Genomic DNA, 19,915 nt, shown 5'->3' with positions numbered 1-19,915 from the left:
GGCGTCTCCTTTCCTGGCCCCGTCGGTCGGGGCGATTGCGGCTGAGTGGGTACCAGCCCTTTCGGGGTCCTGCGGGTCCGGCGGTGCGGCCGGATCGTTCGGTTCGTGCGCGTGGCGGTCTGCTGCGGCAAGGGCTCCCCCTGCTTGCCTGGTGCGTCTGGTGCCTCGTGAACCACGGTGACGTGGTGGTGCTTCCGGGCCGTTGCTCGACCGTAAAGTCCAGGTTTCGGCTGATTCGCGCCGACGCGGAGGCCGGCGATGATTCCCGGACAGAATCAAAGATTACCGTAACTAACGAATTTTGTCCTGTGTCGAGGACGGTCGAACTTCGAGAAGTGGTTCAGACCACTCTCCGGATCGGTCCGGTCAGGCCCAGAACGCGGCCAGCGCCTCGGCCGTGGCGGCCGGCCGTTCGGCGTTGGGGGAGTGGCCGGCGTCCTCGACGACCACCCGGCGGGCTCCCAGGCGCTCCGCCATCCGGGTCTGCTCCGGCACCGGCCAGGCGTAGTCCCGCACCCCGGACAGCACCAGCACGGGCAACTCGGCGGTGGCGGCGGCCAGCTCCGTCACCCGGTCCGGCGCGGTGACCAGATGGCCGCCGGTGACGGTCAGCGCCAGCGGCACGTTGGCCAGCCAGCGGCGGTGCAAGAACTCCTCGACCGCCGGTTCCGGGCGCTGCCGCCGGTCCCCGCTGCCCTCCTCCAGCTGTCGCATGACCTGCCAGATCTCCTCCAGGCTCATGACCGGCAGCACGTCCAGCAGCAGCTTGGTGCGGGCCGCCTCGGCCGGGTCGATCGCGCCCGGGCCGGTGGACATCAGGGTCAGCGAGCGCCACGACGGCGGGCCGTCCGCGGCGGCGGCCAGCACCGCCTCCCGGGCCACCTGGCCGCCGAAGGAGTGCCCCAGCAGGTGCGGCGGCGGCCCGCCGTCCGCGGCCAGGGCCTCGGTGAGCGCCCGGACGTCCGCGCCCAGCGCCTCGACCGCGTACGCGGCCGGGTCGTCCGGGCCGCCGGTCTCGTACTGGCCGCGCTGGTCGACGGCGGTCACCCGGTAGCCGGCCGCCGCCAGCGGCTCCAGCAGGGCGATGAAGTCCTCCTTGCTGCCGGTGAAGCCCGGGACCAGCAGCGCCGAGCCGCGCACCGGCCCGTCCGGCTCCGCCCGCAGCGCGGCGAAGGCGCCGCGGGCGGTCGACAGCCGCAGCGCCCGGGCACAGCGGGGGAGGGTGAGGAACGGCGGGGTGCTCATGGGCTGCTCTCCTGCGGGCGAGATAGGGCCCGCCCGGCTGATCCGACAAGATCACCGGGCGGGACCCGGCCGGTGATCCCGAGCCTATCCAGGAACGCCGGAGGGGGCGGGCCAGGCCGTCAGGGGCCCGGCCCGCCCCCTCCGGGGCGGGGTGCGTCAGCTCTCCGGGGTGGCCTCCGGCGCGGCGGCGGCCTTGCGGGCGCGGGTGCGCTTGCGCGGGGCCGGGACCTCGGCGGCGGCGTCGGCGGCCGCAGCCTCCGGGGCCGCCGGGGCGGTCGCGGCCTCGGCCTTGGGCTTGCGGGTACGGGTCCGGGTGGCCGGCTTCTTCTCGGCGACGACCTCGGCGGCCGGGGCCTCGGCGGGGGCCTCGACGGCCTCCGCCTTCGGCTTGCGGGTGCGGGTCCGGGTGGCCGGCTTCTCCGCGACCGCGACCGCGGTCTCGGCGACCGCCTCGGCGGTGGGGGCCTCGACGGCCTCCGCCTTCGGCTTGCGGGTGCGGGTCCGGGTGGCCGGCTTCTTCTCGGCGACGACCTCGGCGGCCGGGGCCTCGGCGACCGGAGCAGCCACGGCGGCCTCGGTCACCACGACGGCCTCGGCGACCACGGCAGCGGCCTCGGCGACCACGGCGGCCTCGCCGGCGCCGCGCGAGCGACGGCGACGGCGGCGCGGTGCGGCCTCGCCCTCGACACCCTCGACGGCCGGGGCCGCCGGGGTCTCGGCGGCGGTACCGGCCTCGCCCTCGGCGACCGCCGAGCCCCGCCGGGTGCGGCGGCGCTCACGGGTACGGCGCGGCTTCTCCTCGGTGGCCACGGCGGCCTCGGCGGCATCGGTGCGGCCGGGACCGCTCCGCGTGCCCCGGCCCCGCGCGGTGCGCGCACCGCGTCCGCCGGTCTCGCCGAGGTCCTCGACCTCCTCCGCGCCCAGCCCGGCCCGGGTCCGCTCCGAACGCGGCAGCACACCCTTGGTGCCCGGCGCGATCTTCAGCAGCTCGTACAGGTGCGGCGAGGTGGAGTAGGTCTCCTCCGGGTCGTTGAACGACAGCTCGAGCGCCTTGTTGATCAGCTGCCAGCGCGGGATGTCGTCCCAGTCGACCAGGGTGACGGCGGTGCCCGAGGCGCCGGCCCGGCCGGTGCGGCCGATCCGGTGCAGGTAGGTCTTCTCGTCCTCGGGGCACTGGTAGTTGATCACGTGCGTGACGCCCTCGACGTCGATGCCGCGGGCGGCGACGTCGGTGCAGACCAGCACGTCGACCTTGCCGTTGCGGAACGCCCGCAGCGCCTGCTCGCGGGCGCCCTGGCCGAGGTCGCCGTGGACGGCACCGGCCGCGAAGCCGCGCTGGGTCAGCTGGTCGGACACGTCGGCGGCGGTGCGCTTGGTCCGGCAGAAGATCATCGCCAGCCCGCGGCCGTCGGCCTGCAGGATGCGCGAGACGAGCTCGACCTTGTCCAGCGAGTGCGCACGGAAGATGTGCTGCTCGGTGTTGGCGACGGTGGTGCCGGTGTCGTCCGGGGCGGCGGCCCGGATGTGGGTCGGCTGGCTCATGTACCGGCGGGCGAGGCTGATCACCTGGCCCGGCATGGTGGCCGAGAACAGCAGGGTCTGCCGCTTGGCCGGCAGCATGGTGATGATCTTCTCGACGTCCGGCAGGAAGCCGAGGTCGAGCATCTCGTCGGCCTCGTCGAGGACCAGCGAGCGGACCTTGGACAGGTTCAGCTTCTTCTGCCCGGCCAGGTCCAGCAGCCGGCCCGGGGTGCCGACCACGATGTCGACGCCCTTGGCGAGCGCCTCGACCTGCGGCTCGTAGGCGCGGCCGCCGTAGACGGCCAGGACGCGCACGTCGCGGACCTTGCCGGCGGTCTGCAGGTCGTTGGTGACCTGGGTGCAGAGCTCACGCGTCGGGACGACGATCAGTGCCTGCGGGGACCCGCAGAGCTGCTCCTCGGTGGCCCGGCCGGCGTCCACGTCGGCGCGCACGACGACCCGCTCGATCAGCGGGAGGCCGAAGCCGAGGGTCTTGCCGGTGCCGGTCTTGGCCTGGCCGATGACGTCGTGGCCGGTCAGCGCGACCGGGAGGGTCATCTCCTGGATCGGGAAGGGATGGACGATGCCGACGGACTCGAGCGCCTCGGCGGTCTCCGGGAGGATTCCCAGGTCCCGGAACGTCGTCTTGATGGGTTCAGCGGTGGTGGACAGGGTGCTGCCTCTTCCGTGTGGAGGGGCCGAGAGCGAGCGGCGGGCGGGCAGCCGCACGGCTGCGTACGGGCCTGGGCGGCCCTGATGCAGCTGAGCGGACGCACAACCGCGCCGGTCCCTGCGGCCGGCCGGTGCGCGCTGCCCTGGTACGGGGCGCGTCGCCGGCGGCGTCGGGGAGGATTCCCGTGAGGGACCTGCGCGGGACCTTTCGCCAGGGGGCGCGGTCTCGGCGGCCCTCGCTCGGCCACTGATGCGGTGCCAAGGCTTGAAGTCCAAGCCATGGTCGGAGCCGATCGGCTCTCCGACCGGGCATCCGCGTACGTGAGTACCCGTGGCTCCGGTGCGGACACGTCCGGATGGACGGTGCCGCTACGGAGCGGGCTTGCGCGGGACACCAAGACGGTGGTGACACCGTGCGAGCACGACGGGGCTCCGTACCACCATACAGTCAGGCGACGACTCGAACACGTGACGCGTCTGACATTGCCCCCGCCGACCCGGCCCGGAAGGGGGATTCCGGCCGGTCACCCGGGTGCCGCCCGGCGGCCGCTCCATGTGGGGGAGCCGGGCGGACGGCACTAAGGTGACGGGTCATGGAGACCCATGGTGAGACGCAGGACGCCGCGGCCGGCTCGATCGGGGACTGGGCCGCGTGCTCGGCCGACCCGGGCTACCGGGCGGCGGTGCTGGATCTGCTCGGCGCGCTCGCGTACGGCGAGCTGAGCGCCTTCGAGCGGCTCGCCGAGGATGCCAAGCTGGCCCCGGACCTCGCCGACAAGGCGGCCCTGGCCCGGATGGCCTCCGCCGAGTTCCAGCACTACCAGCGCCTGCACGACCGGCTCGCCGAGGTCGGCGCCGACCCGCAGGAGGCGATGCGCCCGTTCGTCGAGCCGCTGGAGCTGTTCCACCGGATGACCGCGCCCTCGGACTGGCTGGAGGGCCTGGTCAAGGCCTACGTCGGCGACGCCATCGCGACCGACTTCTACCGCGAGGTCGCCGTCCGGCTCGACGACGACACCCGCGAGCTGGTGCTCGGCGTCATGTCCGACACCGGGCATGCCCAGTTCGCGGTGGACAAGGTGCGCCAGGCCATCGAGGCCGACCCGCGCTCCGGCGGTCGGCTCGCGCTGTGGGGCCGGCGGCTGATGGGCGAGGCGCTCAGCCAGGCCCAGCGGGTGGTCGCCGAGCGGGACGCGCTGTCCAACCTGCTGGTCGGCGGCGTCCAGGTGCAGGGCTTCGACCTGGTCGAGGTCGGCAAGATGTTCAACCGGATCACCGAGGCGCACACCCGGCGGATGGCCGCCCTGGGCCTGGCCAGCTGACCGGTCAGGCCGGCCGGTGGTGCCGCGGCGCGCGGTGGGCGCCGCCCCGGTGCGGGTGGTGCCGGTGCGCCGGGGCGAGCCCGGTGGCCAGGTCCGGCCGGGCCAGCGTCGCGGTCAGCACCGCCGAGGCCACCGCGGCGGCCACGATCGACCCCGCCGGGTAACGCCCCTCCAGGCAGAAGTGCGTGACCACCCCGCCGAGCAGCGCCGCCGCCAGCGCGGTGCCCACGGTCAGGGTGCGGGCCGTCCGGAAGTACGAGGGCCGGGCCAGCAGCGCGACCAGGCCCGTGACCAGGCCGACCAGGGCGAAGGTGATCGATTCGACCAGCAAGACTGCCTCCCGGAGGACGGGCGCGCGGCGCCGACGGCCGCACTGTCGCCGTACCCCGCCCCACCCGGCCGTACACGCAGCGGTGCCCCGCTCCCTGGGGGGAGCGGGGCACCGGATGAGCAGTTCGGGCAGCGCCTCAGAGGGTGCCGAAACCGACCTTGCGGGCGGCCTGCTCGCCGATCTCCACGTACGCCAGGCGCTCGGCCGGGACGATGACGCGGCGGCCGTGCTCGTCGGTCAGCGCGAAGAGCTTCTCCGAACCCTCCAGGGCCTTGGCGATCGCGCTCTGGATCTCATCGGCAGTCTGCGAGCTCTCGATCACGATCTCGCGCGGCGTGTTCTGCACGCCGATCTTGACCTCCACGGCTTCCGTCCCTCCGGGGTTGCAGCCTCCACGCGCGGACACCCGACCGCCTGGGACAAGCGTTCGCGACGACCGCGCCGTACGGCTTCACCATAGAGCACGAGATCACCACGGCGGCGAAGGTCGCCGGATCACCCCTGCTGGGAGGGAGCCTCCCCGTCCTCCGCGACCGGGTGCATCGGGAAGCCCTTCAGACCGCGCCAGGCCAGGCTGGCGACCAGCCGCACCGCCTCGTCGCGGGGGATCTCCAGACCCTGCGAGAGCCAGTACCGGGCGGTGATCTGGGCCAGGCCGCAGACCCCGGCGGCGAGCAGCTTGGACTCCGACTCGGGCAGGTCGGTGTCCTCCTGGATCACCTTGCTGACCAGCGTCGCGCTCTCCTCGGAGGCCCGCTCGACCCGCTCGCGCACGGCCGGCTCGTTGGTCAGGTCCGACTCGAAGACCAGCCGGAACGCGCCGGACTCGCTGGAGACGTAGTTGAAGTACGCCTCCATCGTCGCGGCCACCCGCAGCTTGTTGTCGGTCGTCGTCGACAGCGCCTCGCGGGTCGACTCGACCAGGGCGTCGCAGTGCTTGTCCAGCAGCGCCAGGTACAGCTCCAGCTTCCCGGGGAAGTGCTGGTACAGCACCGGCTTGCTGACCCCGGCGCGGTCGGCGATGTCGTCCATGGCGGCCGCGTGGTAACCCTGCGCGACGAACACCTCCTGGGCGGCACCGAGCAGTTGTTCACGACGGGCGCTTCGCGGCAGGCGGGCACCGCGCGGGCGCTCCTGCGCCTCCTGGATGGCCGTCACGGCGCTCCTCACTTCGGGTTGTTCGGGGCTGGCAAGAGGGCCGATTCTACTTTTCGGTAACCGCTTCCGCGTTCGGCGGGAGTGAGAAAAGGACCTCGGCCTCCTTGTCAGGAGCCCACAATACGGCGCTGACCTCGGCGTCGGCAGTGGTGTGACAAGGGGTGAAACGGCCGGACCGCCCCCGACGGTCCCCGGCCCGGGGCTCACTACCATCGTCCACCATGAGCAGCGCTGAGCAGCAGATACGTACGGTCGAGATCCCCGGCGCGGTGCTCGCGGTGCATCGGCCGGCCACCGGCGGGGAGGGCGACGGACGCGAGCCCGGACTGTTCGTGCACGGCCTCAGCGGCTCGGCCGGCAACTGGACGGCCCTGATGGACCGGCTCGGCGACCTGATCGACGGTGAGGCCGTGGACCTGCCCGGCTTCGGCCGCTCCGGCCCGCCCGCCGACGGCAACCTGAGCGTCTCCGGCCACGTCCGCGCGGTGATCGGCTACCTGGAGGCCGCCGGACGCGGGCCGGTGCACCTGTTCGGCAACTCGCTCGGCGGCGCCGTCGCCGTCCGGCTGGCCGCGCTGCGTCCGGACCTCGTCCGCAGCCTCACCCTGGTCTCGCCCGCCCTGCCCGAACTGCCGCCGCAGCGCTCCGCCTGGCCGACCGGCCTGCTCGCGCTGCCCGGGGCGCCAGCGCTGCTGCGCCGCCTCCCGGCGAACGGACGCGGCCCCGAGGAGGCCACCGAGGACCTGCTGCGGCTGGTCTACGGCGACCCGGGCGGCCTCTCCCCGGCGGCCAGGGCCGAGGCGGTGGCCGAGTACCGGCGCCGGCTGCAGGTGCCGCACGCGCTGCAGGCACTGACCGGCTCGGCCCGCGGCATCGTCTCGGCGTACACCGAGCGCGGCGAGCAGGCGCTGTGGCGACAGGCCGAGCACGTGCGGGCACCGGTGCTGCTGGTGTACGGGCTGCGCGACAAGCTCGTCTCCTACCGCTCCGCCCGGCGGGCCGGCGCGGCCTTCGCCGACGTCCGGCTGCTGGTGCTGCCGGAGTCCGGCCACGTCGCGATGATGGAGCACCCCGAGCAGGTCGCCCGCGCCGTGCGGGAGCTGCTGGCCGCGAGCTGACCGGTGGGAACGGGCCGCCGGAACGGGCGGTCGGAACGGATGGCCGGAACGGGCCGCTGGAACCGGCCGCCGCGGAGGCCGGATAACGGCCCGGTTCGGGGTGAGGTCACGACGGTTCACTCGTTCAGGTGGCAACCAGGCAGGTGACCGATGGATTGCCCGGGGCCGGTCCTACCTTTCTGCTGTCGGACCGAACAGGTGTGGGGGAGGTCGCGGCCGCCGGAGGAACCGAGGGCGGCCGCACCCAGGGGTCCCGGCGGGTCGGGCCCGACCGCCGGAACGGGCGTGCGCCCGGGGGAACGGATCGCGGGAGGGCGCGGCCGGACCGTCGGGCCGGACGGCCGCGCCGCCACGTGGTGGTGCCCCGCCCCGGGGGCGTCACGGTGTCGTACCCGGCCGACCGGGCTCCTCGGCCCCGGACCGTCCCCGCCGCCGCGCGGGACCACGCCGGGTGACCACGCCGGCCGCTCAAGCCATCCGTCGATCCGCCCGCGTTCCGCTCTGCCCTGGAGGTCTCCCGTGCGCGTTGCCCTGCTCACCGAGGGTGCCCGGCCACATTCCCGGCGTGGCGCCGGAGGCTGGTGCGACCGGCTGGCCGAGGGCCTGCCGGAGCACGGGTTCGAGCTGTACCTGGTGACCGGCCCGGGCGGCCGGGGCGGCGCCGAGCGGCTGTCGCCCGCCTGGCGCGGGGTGCGCGAGCTGGCGCTGTGGGGGCGCCGGCCGGGCGGGCGGTCGCCGGGCGCGCTGCGCAAGCGCCAGTACGCCCGGGCGTACGAGGAGCTGGTCGGGGCGCTGGTCATGCCGGGCCAGCGGGCCGGCTTCGGGGCCGGGCTGTACCGGCTGGCCGCCCTCGCCCGGGAGGACGGCACGCTGCCCGCCTTCCTCGGCTCCGCGCACGCCCGGCGCACCCTGGAACGGGTCTGGCGGCTGCCGGGCGCGGACACCTCGGCCGGGCAGCCGCTGGTCTGCGACGTGCTGGTCGCGGCGGACCTGCTGGAGCAGTGCCTGCGGCCGCTGTCCGCACCCTGGTACGGCACCGGGCCCGGCGGCCTCGGCGCCGTCGACCTGTGCCACGTGGTCGGCGGCGGCCTCGCGGCGCTGCCCGCGCTGGCGGCCCGTCACCTGCACGGGGTGCCGTTCGTGGTCACCGAGCACGGCCTGCACCTGCGCGAGCAGTACCTCGGCCACCGCGAGGCGCCGTACCGGTGGCCGGTGCGGGCACTGCTGCTGGCGTTCTTCCGGGCGCTCACCGAGGAGACCTACCGGCAGGCGGCCGTGCTGACCCCCGGCAGCGTCCACGACCAGCAGTGGCAGCGCCGCTGCGGGGCCGACCCGGCGCGCACCCGGGTGGTGTACGAGGGGACGCCCGCGGTGACCCGCCCGGCGGCCGGGCCCGAGCCCGCGGTGCCGACCCTGGTGTGGGCGGGCGCGCTGGAGCCGGGGCGGGACACCGAGCTGATGCTGCACGCCTTCGCGCAGGTGCGCGCCGACCTGCCGCAGGCCCGGCTGGTGATCCACGGCGAGGAGGCCGTGCCCGGCTACCGGGCGCACTGCGCGGCGGTCGCCGAGCGGCTGGGACTGGCGGCGGCGGCGGTGGACTTCGCCGGTCGGCCCGGCTCGCTCGCCGAGGCCTGGGCGGGCGGCACCCTGGCCGTCTTCTCCGCGCTGTCCCAGCGCAGTCCCCGGCTGCTCGCGGACGCGATGCTCAGCGGCCGGGCGGTGGTGTCCACCGATGTCGGGGTGGCCCGCGAGGTGGTCGGGCCGACCGGGCTGCTGGTGCCCGCCCGGGACCCGCGCGCGCTGGCCGGCGCCTGCCTGGCGCTGCTGCGCGACGAGGAGCGGCGGGGCCGGCTCGGGCTGGCCGGACGGCTGCGGGCGCAGGAACGCTTCGCCGTGGAGCCGGTGATCGGCGCCTTCCGGGAGATCTACCTGGAGCTGGTCTCGCAGTACCCGGCCTTCCCCGACGGCGGGGGCGGCGGCGTGGCGGGGGAGCCGCCGCGCCCGTTCGCCCGGCCCGCCGAGTACTGGCTCGCCGACGGCCGGCGTGCCGCGGAGGCCCAGGACGGCCCGGGCGGCCCCGGCGGTCCGGGCGGTCCGGACGGCCACGCGGGCCGCGACGGGCGGGCCGGGTCCGACGGGGCGGGCGGCTCGGCGGACGAGGGCGGCGACGCCGGCGCGCAAGAGCGCCCCGGCGCCCTCGCGGAGGCCGTCTGATGGCCGGCGGCGCGGCGGTGGGCGGCGCCGGGCGCCCGGTGGGCGACCCGGTCCGCGAGGTGATGGCCGAGCACCGGGCGCTGTGCGAGCGGGCCGTCGACCCCCTGGAGATCGCCGCCGGGCTGGAGGAGGCCGGGCTCGGCCCGGAGGCCGCCGCACGCTGTCGGCACGCCGACCTGTTCTCGCTCGCCGAGGAGCTGTACGCGCGGGTGCCCCGCCGCCCGCCCGCGCCGGAGCCGCCGCGCGGCCGGGAGTGCGCCGCCGCCGCCCGGGCGACGCTGACCGCCGCCGCGCTGGCCGCGCTGCCCTGCGCGGCGGTGGTCGCGCTCGGCGCCCGCTGGACGGTGCTGCTGCCCGCCGCCGTCCCGCTGGTGCTCGCGCCCGCCCTGGCCGCGGACCCCGCGGCCGAGCCCGGCCCGCCGCACACCGGCCCCTGCCGCGCGGCGGACGGGCTGGGCCCGGCGCGGGCGCCGCGGCGGGCCGGCTCCCGGTGGCGCCCGGCGGCGCTGGGGTACGGCCTGGGCCTGGCCGCGCTGCTGCTGCTCCCGCTGGCCGCGCCGGGCGGGGACCGGCCGCTGACCGCCGCGCTGGTGCTGGCCGGGGCGGTGTCGGCCGGGGCGGCCGAGCGGGCGGCCCACTGGTACCGGCAGGTCGGCCGCGGCCATCTCGGGGCGGCGGCCACGCTGGCCGGGTTCCGGGCCCGGATGCGGCCGGTGCTGCCGGTGGCGGTCGCCCTGCACCTGGCGGTGCTCGCGGTGCTGACCTTCGCCGCGCTGGCGGTGCTGACCGTCGTCGCGCCGCGCCCCGGGCCGGGCCACGGCGGCGGGCTGCTGCACCTGGCGGCCGAGCGGGCCGGCGCCGCGCAGTGGGCGGCGCAGGGCGTGCTGGGCCTGCTGCTGGTGCTGCCCGCGCTGCTGGCCCGCTGCGGCCGGACCGCGGCCGCGGCGGCGGGGGCGCTGGCCGGTCCCGCCGCGACCCTCGGGCTGCTCGCCCTGGGCCGTACCGGTCCGACGGCCGGGCTGCTCGGCGGCGGCGCGGTCGCCGCCGGGCTGCTGGCGTACGCCTGGGCCGTGCTCGGCCGGGCCGGCTCGCACCGCTGAGCGCCGTCCCGTTCCTGTCCTGGTTCGTCCCGTTGTTGATTTCAGTCCGCCAGGTCGTCCCCGACCTCGCTTCGTGGAAGGACGCCCCCGATGAGGGTGCTGCTGCTGGGCGCCGACGGCTTCATCGGCCGCCGGGTCACCGATCGTCTGCTGATGGACCAGGAGTTGCAGGTGACGGTGCTCGGCCGGCGCGACTCGGCCGACATCCGCTTCGACCTGACCACCGGGAGTCCGGGTGCGCTGGCCCGGTTCCTGGACGCGGTCGCGCCGCAGGTGGTGATCAACTGCGCGGGCGCCACCTACGGCAGCTCGCGGACCCTGATCCGGTCGAACACGCTGGCCGTCGCCACCGTCTGCGAGGCGATCCGGCGTAGCCGGGAGCCGGCCCGGCTGGTGCACGTCGGTTCGGCCGCCGAGTACGGCCCGGTGCCGGGCGGGGTGCCGGTGTCGGAGCAGGCCGAGCCGCGGCCGGTCGGCCCGTACGGGGTGTCCAAGCTGGCCGGGACGGAGCTGGTGCTGGCCTCCGGCCTGGACGCGGCGGTGCTGCGGGTGTTCGACGTGGTGGGCCCGGGGGCGCCGACCGCCTCGCTGTTCGGGCGGCTCGCGGAGGGGCTGCGGCGGGCGCTGGAGCGGGACGAGGCCCAGGTGCGCATGCCGGACCTGTCCGGATACCGGGATTTCGTGGACGTGCGGGACGTCGCGCGGGCGATCCAGGCGGCGGCGGTGTCGGCCGCCACCGGGGTGATCAACATCGGCAGCGGGCACGCCGTCCGGGCCCGGGACGCCGCCCAGCTGCTGGTCCGGGCGTCCGGCTTCGAGGGGGCGATCGTCGAGGAGAACCGGCAGGTCCTGCTGCCCGCGCAGGCCGGCGGGCCGGGCGGCGACCACCTGCCCGGCCACCACCTGCCGGGCCACCGGGTGGAGGGCCACCGCCCGGAGGGCCGGGTCGCGGCGGGGGAGCCGGTGCCGTGGCGGCAGGCGGACGTGCGCACCGCCCGGGACCGTCTCGGCTGGCGGACACAGGTGCCGCTGGAGGAGTCGCTCGGGGACGTCTGGCTGGAGACGGCCTGCCGGGTCTGAGCGGACGCCGGGAGCGCCCCTGGCCCGTCGGCACAGGCCCGGGGCGCTTTCCGGGGTCCGGCGGGCGGTCCCACGATCCGACGCCGCGCGTCTCGCCCATCGGACGAGCTGTCTCGGAATAACGGAGGGGCATGACACTGTTGGCGTAAGGAGCCACCCGCGCGGCGGAGCAGCGACCCCGCCACGAGGGTGGTCCTGGCCACCTGAACAAGACACCCATCGGAGTCCCCGTGTCGTTGCCACCCCTGGTCGAGCCGGCCGACGAGCTCACCGTTGACGAGGTCCGCAGGTACTCCCGCCACCTGATCATCCCCGACGTGGGCATGGCCGGGCAGAAGCGGCTGAAGAACGCCAAGGTGCTGTGCGTCGGCGCCGGCGGCCTGGGCTCGCCCGCGCTGATGTACCTGGCCGCCGCCGGTGTCGGCACGCTGGGCATCGTCGAGTTCGACGTGGTCGACGAGTCCAACCTGCAGCGCCAGATCATCCACGGCCAGTCGGACATCGGCCGCTCCAAGGGCGAGTCGGCGCGGGACTCGGTGAAGGAGATCAACCCCTACGTCGACGTGATCCTCCACGAGGAGCGCCTCGACAACTCCAACGTCCTGGAGATCTTCTCCGGCTACGACCTGATCGTCGACGGCACCGACAACTTCGCCACCCGGTACCTGGTGAACGACGCCGCGGTGCTGCTCGGCAAGCCGTACGTGTGGGGCTCGATCTACCGCTTCGACGGCCAGGCCAGCGTGTTCTGGGCCGAGCACGGCCCCTGCTACCGCTGCCTCTACCCGGAGGCCCCGCCGCCGGGCATGGTCCCCTCCTGCGCCGAGGGCGGCGTGCTGGGCGTGCTCTGCGCGTCCATCGGCTCGATCCAGGTCACCGAGGCGATCAAGCTGCTGGCCGGCGTGGGCGACCCGCTGGTCGGCCGGCTGATGATCTACGACGCCCTGGAGATGAACTACCGCCAGGTGAAGATCCGCAAGGACCCGAACTGCGCGGTCTGCGGCGAGAACCCGACGGTCACCGAGCTGATCGACTACGAGGCCTTCTGCGGCGTCGTGTCGGAGGAGGCGCAGGCCGCCGCCGCCGGTTCGACCATCACCTCGGCGCAGCTCAAGCAGTGGCAGGACGACAAGGAGGACATCTTCCTGGTCGACGTCCGCGAGCCCGGCGAGTACGAGATCGTCAACATCCCCGGCGCGGTGCTGATCCCGAAGAACGAGTTCCTCATGGGCGACGCCCTGGAGAAGCTGCCGCAGGACCGGAAGATCGTGCTGCACTGCAAGTCGGGCGTGCGCTCGGCCGAGGTGCTGGCCGTGGTGAAGGCGGCCGGCTTCGCCAGCGCCGTCCACCTGGGCGGCGGTGTGCTCGGCTGGGTCAACCAGATCGAGCCGCACAAGCCGGTCTACTGAGTCGCACCACTGCGAAGGGCCCGCCTCGGCGGGCCCTTCCGCGTATCCGGGCTCAGAGCGCGCCGCGGCGCTGCAGCATGTTGTAGGAGATCCAGCCCGGCAGCACCGGCAGCCAGAAGGTGAGCGCCCGGTAGAGGAAGACCGCCGGGGTGGCGACCGCCGGCGACACGTCCGCGACCGTCAGGGCGCCGATCAGGGCGACCTCGACCGGGCCGATGCCGCCCGGGGTGGGGATCGCCGAACCGGCCGCGTTGGCGGTCAGGAAGACCACCGCGACCGCCGAGAAGCTGACGTTGCCGCCGAAGGCCTGCACCGAGGCGTCCAGGCAGGCGGTGAAGGACAGGGTCAGCAGCAGGATGCCGCCGAAGCCGGTGACCAGCTTGCTGGGCGTCTGCATCAGGTCGAGCATCCGCGGGACGACGCCGAAGAACAGCGAGCGCAGCCGGCCCAGGACGAACCGGCGCAGTGGCGCGACCGCCGCCACCACCAGGGCGAGCACGGCGGCGGTCAGCACGCCGATGATCACCGCGCGGGAGGCGGAGAGGTCGCCGTTGGTCTGGCTGCCGGTGATCAGGCCGAAGCTGAACAGCAGCAGCAGGTGCCCGGCCAGGCCGGCCAGCTGGGAGGCGCCGACCGAGGCCACCGCCTGGCCCGAGCGGATGCCGGCCTTCTGCAGGTAGCGGGTGTTGAGCGCGATGCCGCCGATCGCGGCGGGCGCGACCAGCTTGACGAACGAGCCGGCCAGCTGGGCCGCGACGGTGCGCCGGAACGGCAGCTTCTCCGGGACGAAGCCGGTCAGGCTCATCGCGGCGGCGACGTAGCTGAAGGCGGCCGCCGCCAGGGCCACCGCGGCCCAGACCCAGTCCATCTGGGAGAGCTTGAGCTGGGCCGGCTTGATGGTGGTCAGGGCCAGGTAGGCGGCGAAGGTGAGCGCGATCACCATGATCAGGCTCTTCGGCTTCAGCCGCTCCAGCTTGGCCGGCTCCATCGGAGCCTCGGGGGCGATCTGCAGGATCTGGCCGCGGATGCGGCTCAGCAGGTCCTCGCCGGCCGCCGCGATGTCCTCCTCGGCCTGCTGCTGGGTGCGCTCGCCGGCCGCGACCTGCTCCAGCGCCCGGGCCTTGGCGGCGGCCTTGCGCTCCTTGCCGAGCCGGGTGAGGTCGATCCTGGTGGAGCGGCTCATCCCGACCGGCTGGAGCAGTGGCAGCGCCTGCGCCACGCGGTCGGCGCCGAGCACCGCGTTGGCGGTGGCGACGGCGCGCTCCGGGCCGATCCGCAGCGCGAAGGTGGTGAGCAGCTGGGCGACGTCGATGCGCAGGGTCAGGTCGGTGGCGGCGATGTCGCCGCCGGAGAGGTTGACCAGACAGGCCGTCTTCTCGTCCACCACCAGCAGCGACTCGCCGGTCAGCCGCCGGTGGGCGATCCGGCGCTCGTGCAGCGCGGCCACCGACTCCCACAGCGAGGCCATCACCAGGTCGGTGACCTCGTCGTCGGAGAGCTCGTCCAGGATGCGGCCCTCGACCTTGCCGTAGACCAGGATCGCGGCGTCCGGGCCCAGTTCGGAGGTGGCGACCAGCTGCGGCGCGCGGGCGCCCGAGGCGGCCGCCGCGTACGCGATCAGGGCCTCCTGCTCCAGCGCCTGGCGCAGCGACTGCGGGCTGCGGCGCACCGCGACCGAGCGCAGCCGCAGCCGCCTCCAGGCCCGGTAGAAGAACCCGGAGGCCTGCTGCTCGCGGTCGATGATGTGGACGTCCAGCGGCGGGCCGCTCTGCTGGGTCACGTAGTAGCGGCGGGTGCCGCCGGGCGCGTCCGGGGCGCGGTGGGCGCTCTGCGGGGTGAAGCCGACCTTGCGCAGGCCGATCATCAGGTGCTGGCCGGTGGGCCGGATGTTCGGGGAGCCGATCGCGTACAGCGTGCCGTAGGCGACGGACCAGCCGATCAGGACGGTGAGCAGCAGCGACAGCGGGGTGGTGTAGCCGCCGAGCAGTTCGGTGATCCCGCTGAAGACCACCACCACCCACAGGGCGACCCGCCAGCGCGGTCTGCTCGACATGCCGACCGCGGTCATGTAGGCGATCACCGGGGCGAGGTAGCCGTGCACCGGGTCGGTGAGGGTGCCGTTGCTGTCCATCGGCAGCCGGGTCAGCGCGTCCCGGATGTGGTCGGAGGCGCCCTCGGCCACCCACCAGTCGATGCCCAGCGAGACGCCGTAGGCGAGCACCGAGGCGAGTACGCCGTCGGCGACCCGCAGGCCGTCGCGTTTGATCAGCCGCTCGACCGCGAAGGCCAGCGGTACGGCGAGCACCGCGACGCTGGAGAGCAGGCCGGTGATCGTGGAGAGCACCGCGGAGAAGTGCGGCGCGTTGGTGGCGATGTCCTGTTCGATGCCGGTGGTGGTCGAGGTGGCGATGCCCGCCAGCACGAAGACGGCGACTATGCCGCAGACGCCGGCCAGGAAGCGGATCAGGTCGGACGGGCGGTGCGCCCGGGCGGCGAGCAGCGGCTCGTCGACGTCCAGGTGCGGGGTGTCGTCCAGCGGGTCGTGGTAGTCCGGCAGCGGGCGCCGGGCCGGCGGCTCGGCGGCGGGTGCGGGGACGGTCGGTTCCCCGGGGGCCGCGGCGGCTCCGGTGGGTGCGGCGGGTTCCTCGGGGGCCTCGGTGGGCGCGGGGGTCTTGATCGTCAGGTCCTTGATCAGGGAGACTTCCGGGGTCGGCCCGGCTGCGGGCCCTCCACCGGGAGCCGAGGGTACGGCGGCGGCGGACTCGTCGGAGTCCTTGTCCACGCCCACGTCAGCCGTCCCGGTCATCTGGTCTTGTCCTCGTATCACCACTCACCGCCCCGAAGATGGTGGCATGCCCTGGCGCCCCGTGCTGGACAGGGGGCGGATCGGGCGCGGCGGATCGTTCGTACGGGGCCTCGGGTGTGGGCCCGTGAGGAAGAATGCCGCAGGTGACGGACGTAACAGACGACGGCCTCCCGGACGCCCTGCCACCCTTCGCCGAACTGGTGCTCGACCTGACCGAGCGGATTCCACCCGGCAGGGTGATGACCTACGGGGACGTTGCCGAGTACCTCGGCCAGGGCGGCCCCCGGCAGGTCGGCCGGGTGATGGCCCTGTACGGCGGCTCGGTCCCCTGGTGGCGGGTGATCCGCGCCGACGGCCGCTTCCTGCCCGGGCACGAGCACCGCGCCCTCGCCCACTACGGCGAGGAGGGCACCCCGCTGCGCGAGCTCGCCGACCCGCCCCGGGTCGACCTGCGGCGGGCCCGCTGGGACGGCCGGGAACTCCCGGGGAATCCGCCGCACGGGCGGGATTGACGGGGCGGGATCGTAGGCTCGATGCGGGCGGGCCCCGGCGGGCCCGCTCGACCACGCCTCCAGCACAACCCCAGGATCCGTTCAGTGAGTTCTCCGTACCGGCTCGTGCGCAGCCCGCTCGTCCAGCCCGCCCCGCCGGTGCTGGACGAGTACCAGCGCGCCGTGGTCGAGCACGACGGCGGCCCGCTGCTGGTGCTCGCCGGCCCCGGGACGGGCAAGACCACCACGCTGGTCGAGGCGGTCGCCCGGCGGATCGAGGACGGCACCGACCCCGAGCGCATCCTCGTCCTCACCTTCAGCCGCAAGGCCGCGATGGAGCTGCGCGACCGGATGTCCGGCCGGCTCGGCGCCTCGGCCGCGGCCCCGCAGGCCACCACCTTCCACTCCTTCTGCTACGCCCTGCTGCGCGCCCACCAGGACCCGCAGGACTACGCCGAGCCGCTGCGGCTGCTCTCCGGCCCCGAGCAGGACGTCATGGTCCGCGAACTGCTGGCCGGCGGCGCCGAGGACGCCCGGCTCGGCAGTTCCCGGATCCACTGGCCGCTCGACCTGCGGGCCTGCCTGACCACCCGCGGCTTCGCCGACGAGGTCCGCGCCGTCCTCGCCCGCAGCCGCGAGCTGGGCCTCGGCGAGGCCGAACTGGAGCGCTTCGCCCAGGGCGTCCAGCGCCCCGACTGGGCCGCCGCCGCGCACTTCCTGGCCGACTACCTCGACGTGCTCGACCTGCGCGGCGTCCTCGACTACGCCGAACTCGTCCACCGGGCCGTGCTGCTCGCCGAACGCCCCGAGGTCGGCGAGGAACTGCGGCGGCGCTACGAGGTGGTGTTCGTCGACGAGTACCAGGACACCGACCCCTCCCAGGTCCGGCTGCTGCGCCAGCTGGCCGGGGGCGGACGGGCACTCGTCGCGGTCGGCGACCCCGACCAGTCGATCTACGCCTTCCGCGGCGCCGACATCAACGGCATCCTCGACTTCCCGCAGACCTTCCGCCGGGCCGACGGCGGCCCCGCCGACGTCAAGGTGCTGCGCGTCTCCCGCCGCTCCGGCGCCGTCCTGCTCGCCGCCTCCCGGGAGATCGCCCGGCGGATGCCGATGGGCCGGCTGCCCGCCGACAAGCTCGCCCAGCACCGCGCGCTGCTGCCCTCCCGCGAGGGCGGCCGGGTCGAGGTCTACACCTACCCCACCCCCGGCGCCGAACTCGACTCGATCGCCGACCTGCTGCGCCGCGCCCACCTGGAGGACGGCGTGCCCTGGGGCGAGATGGCCGTCCTCGTCCGGGCCGGCGCCCGTTCCATCCCCGGCGTCCGGCGGGCGCTCAGCGCGGCGGGCGTCCCGCTGGAGATCGACGGCGACGACCTGCCGCTGCGCGAGGAGCCGGCCGTCGCCCAGCTGCTGCTCGCCCTGCGGGTCTGCGCCGAGCAGGCCGCCCGCGACCGGCACGGCGACCCGGACACGCCCGACCCGCTCACCACCGAGCTGGCCCACGCCCTGCTCACCGGCCCGCTCGGCGGCCTCGACGGCTCCGACCTGCGCCGCCTCGGCCGCGCCCTGCGCGAGGAGGAGCGCGCCGCCCTGCGCGCCGACGGCAACCCCGCCGCCCCGCGCCCGGCCGGCGACCTCCTGCGCGAGGCCCTCGCCGAGCCCGAGCGGCTGGTCGCCCTCGACCCCGCCCACGCCCGCCGGGCCCGCGACCTCGGCACCCTGCTGCGCAAGGTCCGCGAGCGGCTGTCCGGCGGCTGCACCGCCGAGGAGGCGCTCTGGGAGCTGTGGGACGGCAGCCGCCGCTGGCGCGAGCGCCTGGAGCGGGCCGCCCTGCGCGGCGGCGCCGCCGGCCGCAACGCCGACCGCGACCTCGACGCGCTGTGCGCGCTGTTCGAGACCGCCGCCCGCGCCGAGGAGCAGGTCACCGGCCACCGCGGCGCCCTCGACCTGCTCGCCGAGCTCGACGCCCAGGACATCGCCGCCGACACCCTCACCGTGCGGGCCGTGCGCCCCGAGGCCGTCCGGCTGATGACCGCCCACCGCGCCAAGGGCCTGGAGTGGCGCCTGGTCGTCGTCGCCGGCGTCCAGGACGGCCTCTGGCCCGACCTGCGCCGTCGCGGCTCCCTGCTGGAGGCCGACCGGATCGGCCGCGACGGCCTCGCCGAACCGCTCTCCCCGGGCGCCCTGCTCGGCGAGGAGCGCCGGCTCTTCTACGTCGCCGCGACCCGCGCCAGGGAGCGGCTGATCGTCACCGCCGTCAAGGCCCCCGCCGACGACGGCGACGAACCCTCCCGCTTCCTGCGCGAGCTCTACCGCGAGGACGTCGACCCGCGCACCGGCCGGGTCGTGCGCCGCACCCCGCCGGTCACCGTCGAGGACGTCACCCACCGCCCGCGCCGCCCGCTGTCCGTCCCCGCGCTGATCGCCGAGCTGCGGGCCGTCACCGTCGACCCGGCCCGCTCGCCCGAACTGCGCCGGGCCGCCGCCGAACGGCTCGCCGTCCTCGCCGCCGCCACCGACGACGAGGGCCTGCCGCTGGTGCCCGCCGCCCGCCCCGAGCGCTGGTGGGGCCTGGACGACCCCACCGCCGCCCCCGAGCCGCTGCGCAGCGCCGACCTGCCGGTACGGCTGTCCGGCAGCGGCCTGGAGCAGCTGGAGAGCTGCTCGCTGCAGTGGTTCCTGGACAAGGAGGTCAAGGCCCGCGTCGCCGGCTCCGCCGCCCAGGGCTTCGGCAACGTCGTGCACGCGCTCGCCGACGAGGTCGGCTCCGGGCGCACCCCCGCCGACCTCGCCGTCCTGATGGAACGCCTGGACACCGTCTGGGACGCGCTGGCCTTCGACGCGCCCTGGAAGTCCCAGCAGGAGAAGACCGAGGCCCGCGCCGCCCTGGAGCGCTTCCTCAACTGGCACGTGCTGGAGCGCGGCCGCGACCTGGTCGCCACCGAGCACGGCTTCGACGTCACCCTCGACGTCGGCGGCGTCTCGGTGCGCATCCGCGGCTCGATGGACCGGGTCGAGAAGGACACCGCCGGGCGCGCCTACGTGGTCGACTTCAAGACCGGCAAGCAGATCCCCACCGACAAGTCGCTGCCCGAGCACAAGCAGCTCGCCGTCTACCAGCTCGCCGTCCGCGCCGGGGCGCTCAACGAGCTGCCCGGCTTCGCCGACCGCCCCCCGGCCACCGGCGGCGCCGAACTCGTCCACCTGCGCGAGCCCGCCGCCAAGGCCGCCCAGGACGCCCCCAAGGTGCAGCGGCAGGACCCGCCGGAGGGCGAGCCGTGGATCGAGAACCTGCTCGCCGACGCGGCCGGCAAGGTCCTCGCCGAGCGCTTCGTCCCGCAGACCGGCAGCGGCTGCGACCGCTGCGCCTTCCGCCGCAGCTGCTCCGCCCAGCGGGACGGGGCGCAACTCGTCGAGTGAAGGTTGTCCGCCGCTCCGGTTAACG

14 protein-coding genes are annotated in these 19,915 nt (G+C 75.3%); 8 read left to right on the top strand and 6 right to left on the bottom strand.

What is annotated here, in order from left to right; genetic code table 11:
- Nucleotides 1-366: 366 nt before the first annotated feature.
- Nucleotides 367-1,245 carry an alpha/beta fold hydrolase gene (locus ACIO5E_RS17860; RefSeq protein ID WP_400668490.1) on the bottom strand — a complete coding sequence of 293 codons (879 nt, stop codon included), beginning with the start codon at nucleotides 1,243-1,245 and terminating at the stop codon, nucleotides 367-369.
- Nucleotides 1,246-1,401: 156 nt separating this feature from the next.
- Nucleotides 1,402-3,324, bottom strand: coding sequence for a DEAD/DEAH box helicase (locus ACIO5E_RS17855; protein WP_400668487.1), 1,923 nt, complete (start codon nucleotides 3,322-3,324; stop codon nucleotides 1,402-1,404).
- Nucleotides 3,325-4,031: 707 nt separating this feature from the next.
- Here ACIO5E_RS17855 and ACIO5E_RS17850 point away from each other — a divergent pair.
- Entirely contained in the window at nucleotides 4,032-4,760 is a 729-nt protein-coding gene (locus ACIO5E_RS17850; RefSeq protein ID WP_280676354.1) for a ferritin-like fold-containing protein, read from the top strand.
- A gap of 4 nt (nucleotides 4,761-4,764) precedes the next feature.
- On the opposite strand, the gene ACIO5E_RS17845 is transcribed toward ACIO5E_RS17850, so the two are convergent.
- The 3 genes from ACIO5E_RS17845 to ACIO5E_RS17835 form a co-directional block, all read right to left on the bottom strand.
- On the bottom strand, nucleotides 4,765-5,091 hold the full coding sequence (locus tag ACIO5E_RS17845) for a hypothetical protein (RefSeq protein ID WP_400668484.1): 327 nt from the start codon (nucleotides 5,089-5,091) through the stop codon (nucleotides 4,765-4,767).
- Between the two features lie 136 nt (nucleotides 5,092-5,227).
- On the bottom strand, nucleotides 5,228-5,455 hold the full coding sequence (locus tag ACIO5E_RS17840; protein WP_280676350.1) for a DUF3107 domain-containing protein: 228 nt from the start codon (nucleotides 5,453-5,455) through the stop codon (nucleotides 5,228-5,230).
- Nucleotides 5,456-5,586: 131 nt separating this feature from the next.
- Nucleotides 5,587-6,249 (bottom strand): TetR/AcrR family transcriptional regulator, encoded by a 663-nt coding sequence (locus tag ACIO5E_RS17835; RefSeq protein WP_400668480.1) that lies wholly within the window; start codon nucleotides 6,247-6,249, stop codon nucleotides 5,587-5,589.
- Between the two features lie 221 nt (nucleotides 6,250-6,470).
- Between ACIO5E_RS17835 and ACIO5E_RS17830 the strand changes: the two genes are divergently transcribed.
- The 5 genes from ACIO5E_RS17830 to moeZ all read left to right on the top strand — a co-directional run bounded on the left by ACIO5E_RS17830 (nucleotide 6,471) and on the right by moeZ (nucleotide 13,170).
- On the top strand, nucleotides 6,471-7,367 hold the full coding sequence (locus tag ACIO5E_RS17830; protein ID WP_400668477.1) for an alpha/beta fold hydrolase: 897 nt from the start codon (nucleotides 6,471-6,473) through the stop codon (nucleotides 7,365-7,367).
- A 519-nt stretch (nucleotides 7,368-7,886) separates the two neighbouring features.
- Nucleotides 7,887-9,581: a DUF3492 domain-containing protein gene (locus tag ACIO5E_RS17825; protein WP_400668474.1), complete on the top strand. Its 1,695-nt coding sequence runs from the start codon at nucleotides 7,887-7,889 to the stop codon at nucleotides 9,579-9,581.
- Nucleotides 9,581-10,681: a hypothetical protein gene (locus tag ACIO5E_RS17820; RefSeq protein WP_400668471.1), complete on the top strand. Its 1,101-nt coding sequence runs from the start codon at nucleotides 9,581-9,583 to the stop codon at nucleotides 10,679-10,681. The genes ACIO5E_RS17825 and ACIO5E_RS17820 overlap by 1 nt, the downstream gene beginning before the upstream one ends.
- Before the next feature lie 90 nt (nucleotides 10,682-10,771).
- Entirely contained in the window at nucleotides 10,772-11,761 is a 990-nt protein-coding gene (locus ACIO5E_RS17815) for an NAD-dependent epimerase/dehydratase family protein (RefSeq protein WP_400668468.1), read from the top strand.
- A 230-nt stretch (nucleotides 11,762-11,991) separates the two neighbouring features.
- Nucleotides 11,992-13,170: an adenylyltransferase/sulfurtransferase MoeZ gene (moeZ, locus tag ACIO5E_RS17810; RefSeq protein WP_400668465.1), complete on the top strand. Its 1,179-nt coding sequence runs from the start codon at nucleotides 11,992-11,994 to the stop codon at nucleotides 13,168-13,170.
- Nucleotides 13,171-13,222: 52 nt separating this feature from the next.
- Here the strand turns inward: moeZ and ACIO5E_RS17805 are convergent, their stop codons facing one another.
- Nucleotides 13,223-15,976 (bottom strand): flippase-like domain-containing protein, encoded by a 2,754-nt coding sequence (locus ACIO5E_RS17805; RefSeq protein WP_400668462.1) that lies wholly within the window; start codon nucleotides 15,974-15,976, stop codon nucleotides 13,223-13,225.
- A gap of 134 nt (nucleotides 15,977-16,110) precedes the next feature.
- Here ACIO5E_RS17805 and ACIO5E_RS17800 point away from each other — a divergent pair, with 134 nt between their 5' ends.
- Both ACIO5E_RS17800 and ACIO5E_RS17795 read left to right on the top strand, forming a co-directional pair.
- Nucleotides 16,111-16,488 carry an MGMT family protein gene (locus ACIO5E_RS17800; protein ID WP_400668460.1) on the top strand — a complete coding sequence of 126 codons (378 nt, stop codon included), beginning with the start codon at nucleotides 16,111-16,113 and terminating at the stop codon, nucleotides 16,486-16,488.
- A 21-nt stretch (nucleotides 16,489-16,509) separates the two neighbouring features.
- A complete protein-coding gene (locus ACIO5E_RS17795) occupies nucleotides 16,510-19,890 on the top strand; it encodes an ATP-dependent helicase (RefSeq protein ID WP_400668457.1) in 3,381 nt (1,126 codons plus the stop codon).
- Nucleotides 19,891-19,915: the final 25 nt, after the last annotated feature.

It is taken from the genome of Kitasatospora sp. NPDC087314 (assembly GCF_044744365.1).
In the GTDB taxonomy this organism is placed as follows: domain Bacteria; phylum Actinomycetota; class Actinomycetes; order Streptomycetales; family Streptomycetaceae; genus Kitasatospora.
The sequence above is the reverse complement of the archived record's forward strand: the minus strand, read 5'-3'. Positions and strand labels throughout refer to the sequence as shown.

Excerpts from the sequence above, each read along its gene's own strand:
- ACIO5E_RS17820 (WP_400668471.1), top strand. The coding sequence starts at position 9,581 with ATGGCCGGCGGCGCGGCGGTGGGCGGCGCCGGGCGCCCGGTGGGCGAC.
- ACIO5E_RS17800 (WP_400668460.1), top strand. The coding sequence starts at position 16,111 with ATGCCGCAGGTGACGGACGTAACAGACGACGGCCTCCCGGACGCCCTG.
- ACIO5E_RS17830 (WP_400668477.1), top strand. The coding sequence starts at position 6,471 with ATGAGCAGCGCTGAGCAGCAGATACGTACGGTCGAGATCCCCGGCGCG.
- ACIO5E_RS17855 (WP_400668487.1), bottom strand. The coding sequence starts at position 3,324 with ATGACCCTCCCGGTCGCGCTGACCGGCCACGACGTCATCGGCCAGGCC.
- ACIO5E_RS17850 (WP_280676354.1), top strand. The coding sequence starts at position 4,032 with ATGGAGACCCATGGTGAGACGCAGGACGCCGCGGCCGGCTCGATCGGG.
- ACIO5E_RS17805 (WP_400668462.1), bottom strand. The coding sequence starts at position 15,976 with ATGACCGGGACGGCTGACGTGGGCGTGGACAAGGACTCCGACGAGTCC.
- ACIO5E_RS17795 (WP_400668457.1), top strand. The coding sequence starts at position 16,510 with ATGCGGGCGGGCCCCGGCGGGCCCGCTCGACCACGCCTCCAGCACAAC.
- ACIO5E_RS17860 (WP_400668490.1), bottom strand. The coding sequence starts at position 1,245 with ATGAGCACCCCGCCGTTCCTCACCCTCCCCCGCTGTGCCCGGGCGCTG.
- ACIO5E_RS17815 (WP_400668468.1), top strand. The coding sequence starts at position 10,772 with ATGAGGGTGCTGCTGCTGGGCGCCGACGGCTTCATCGGCCGCCGGGTC.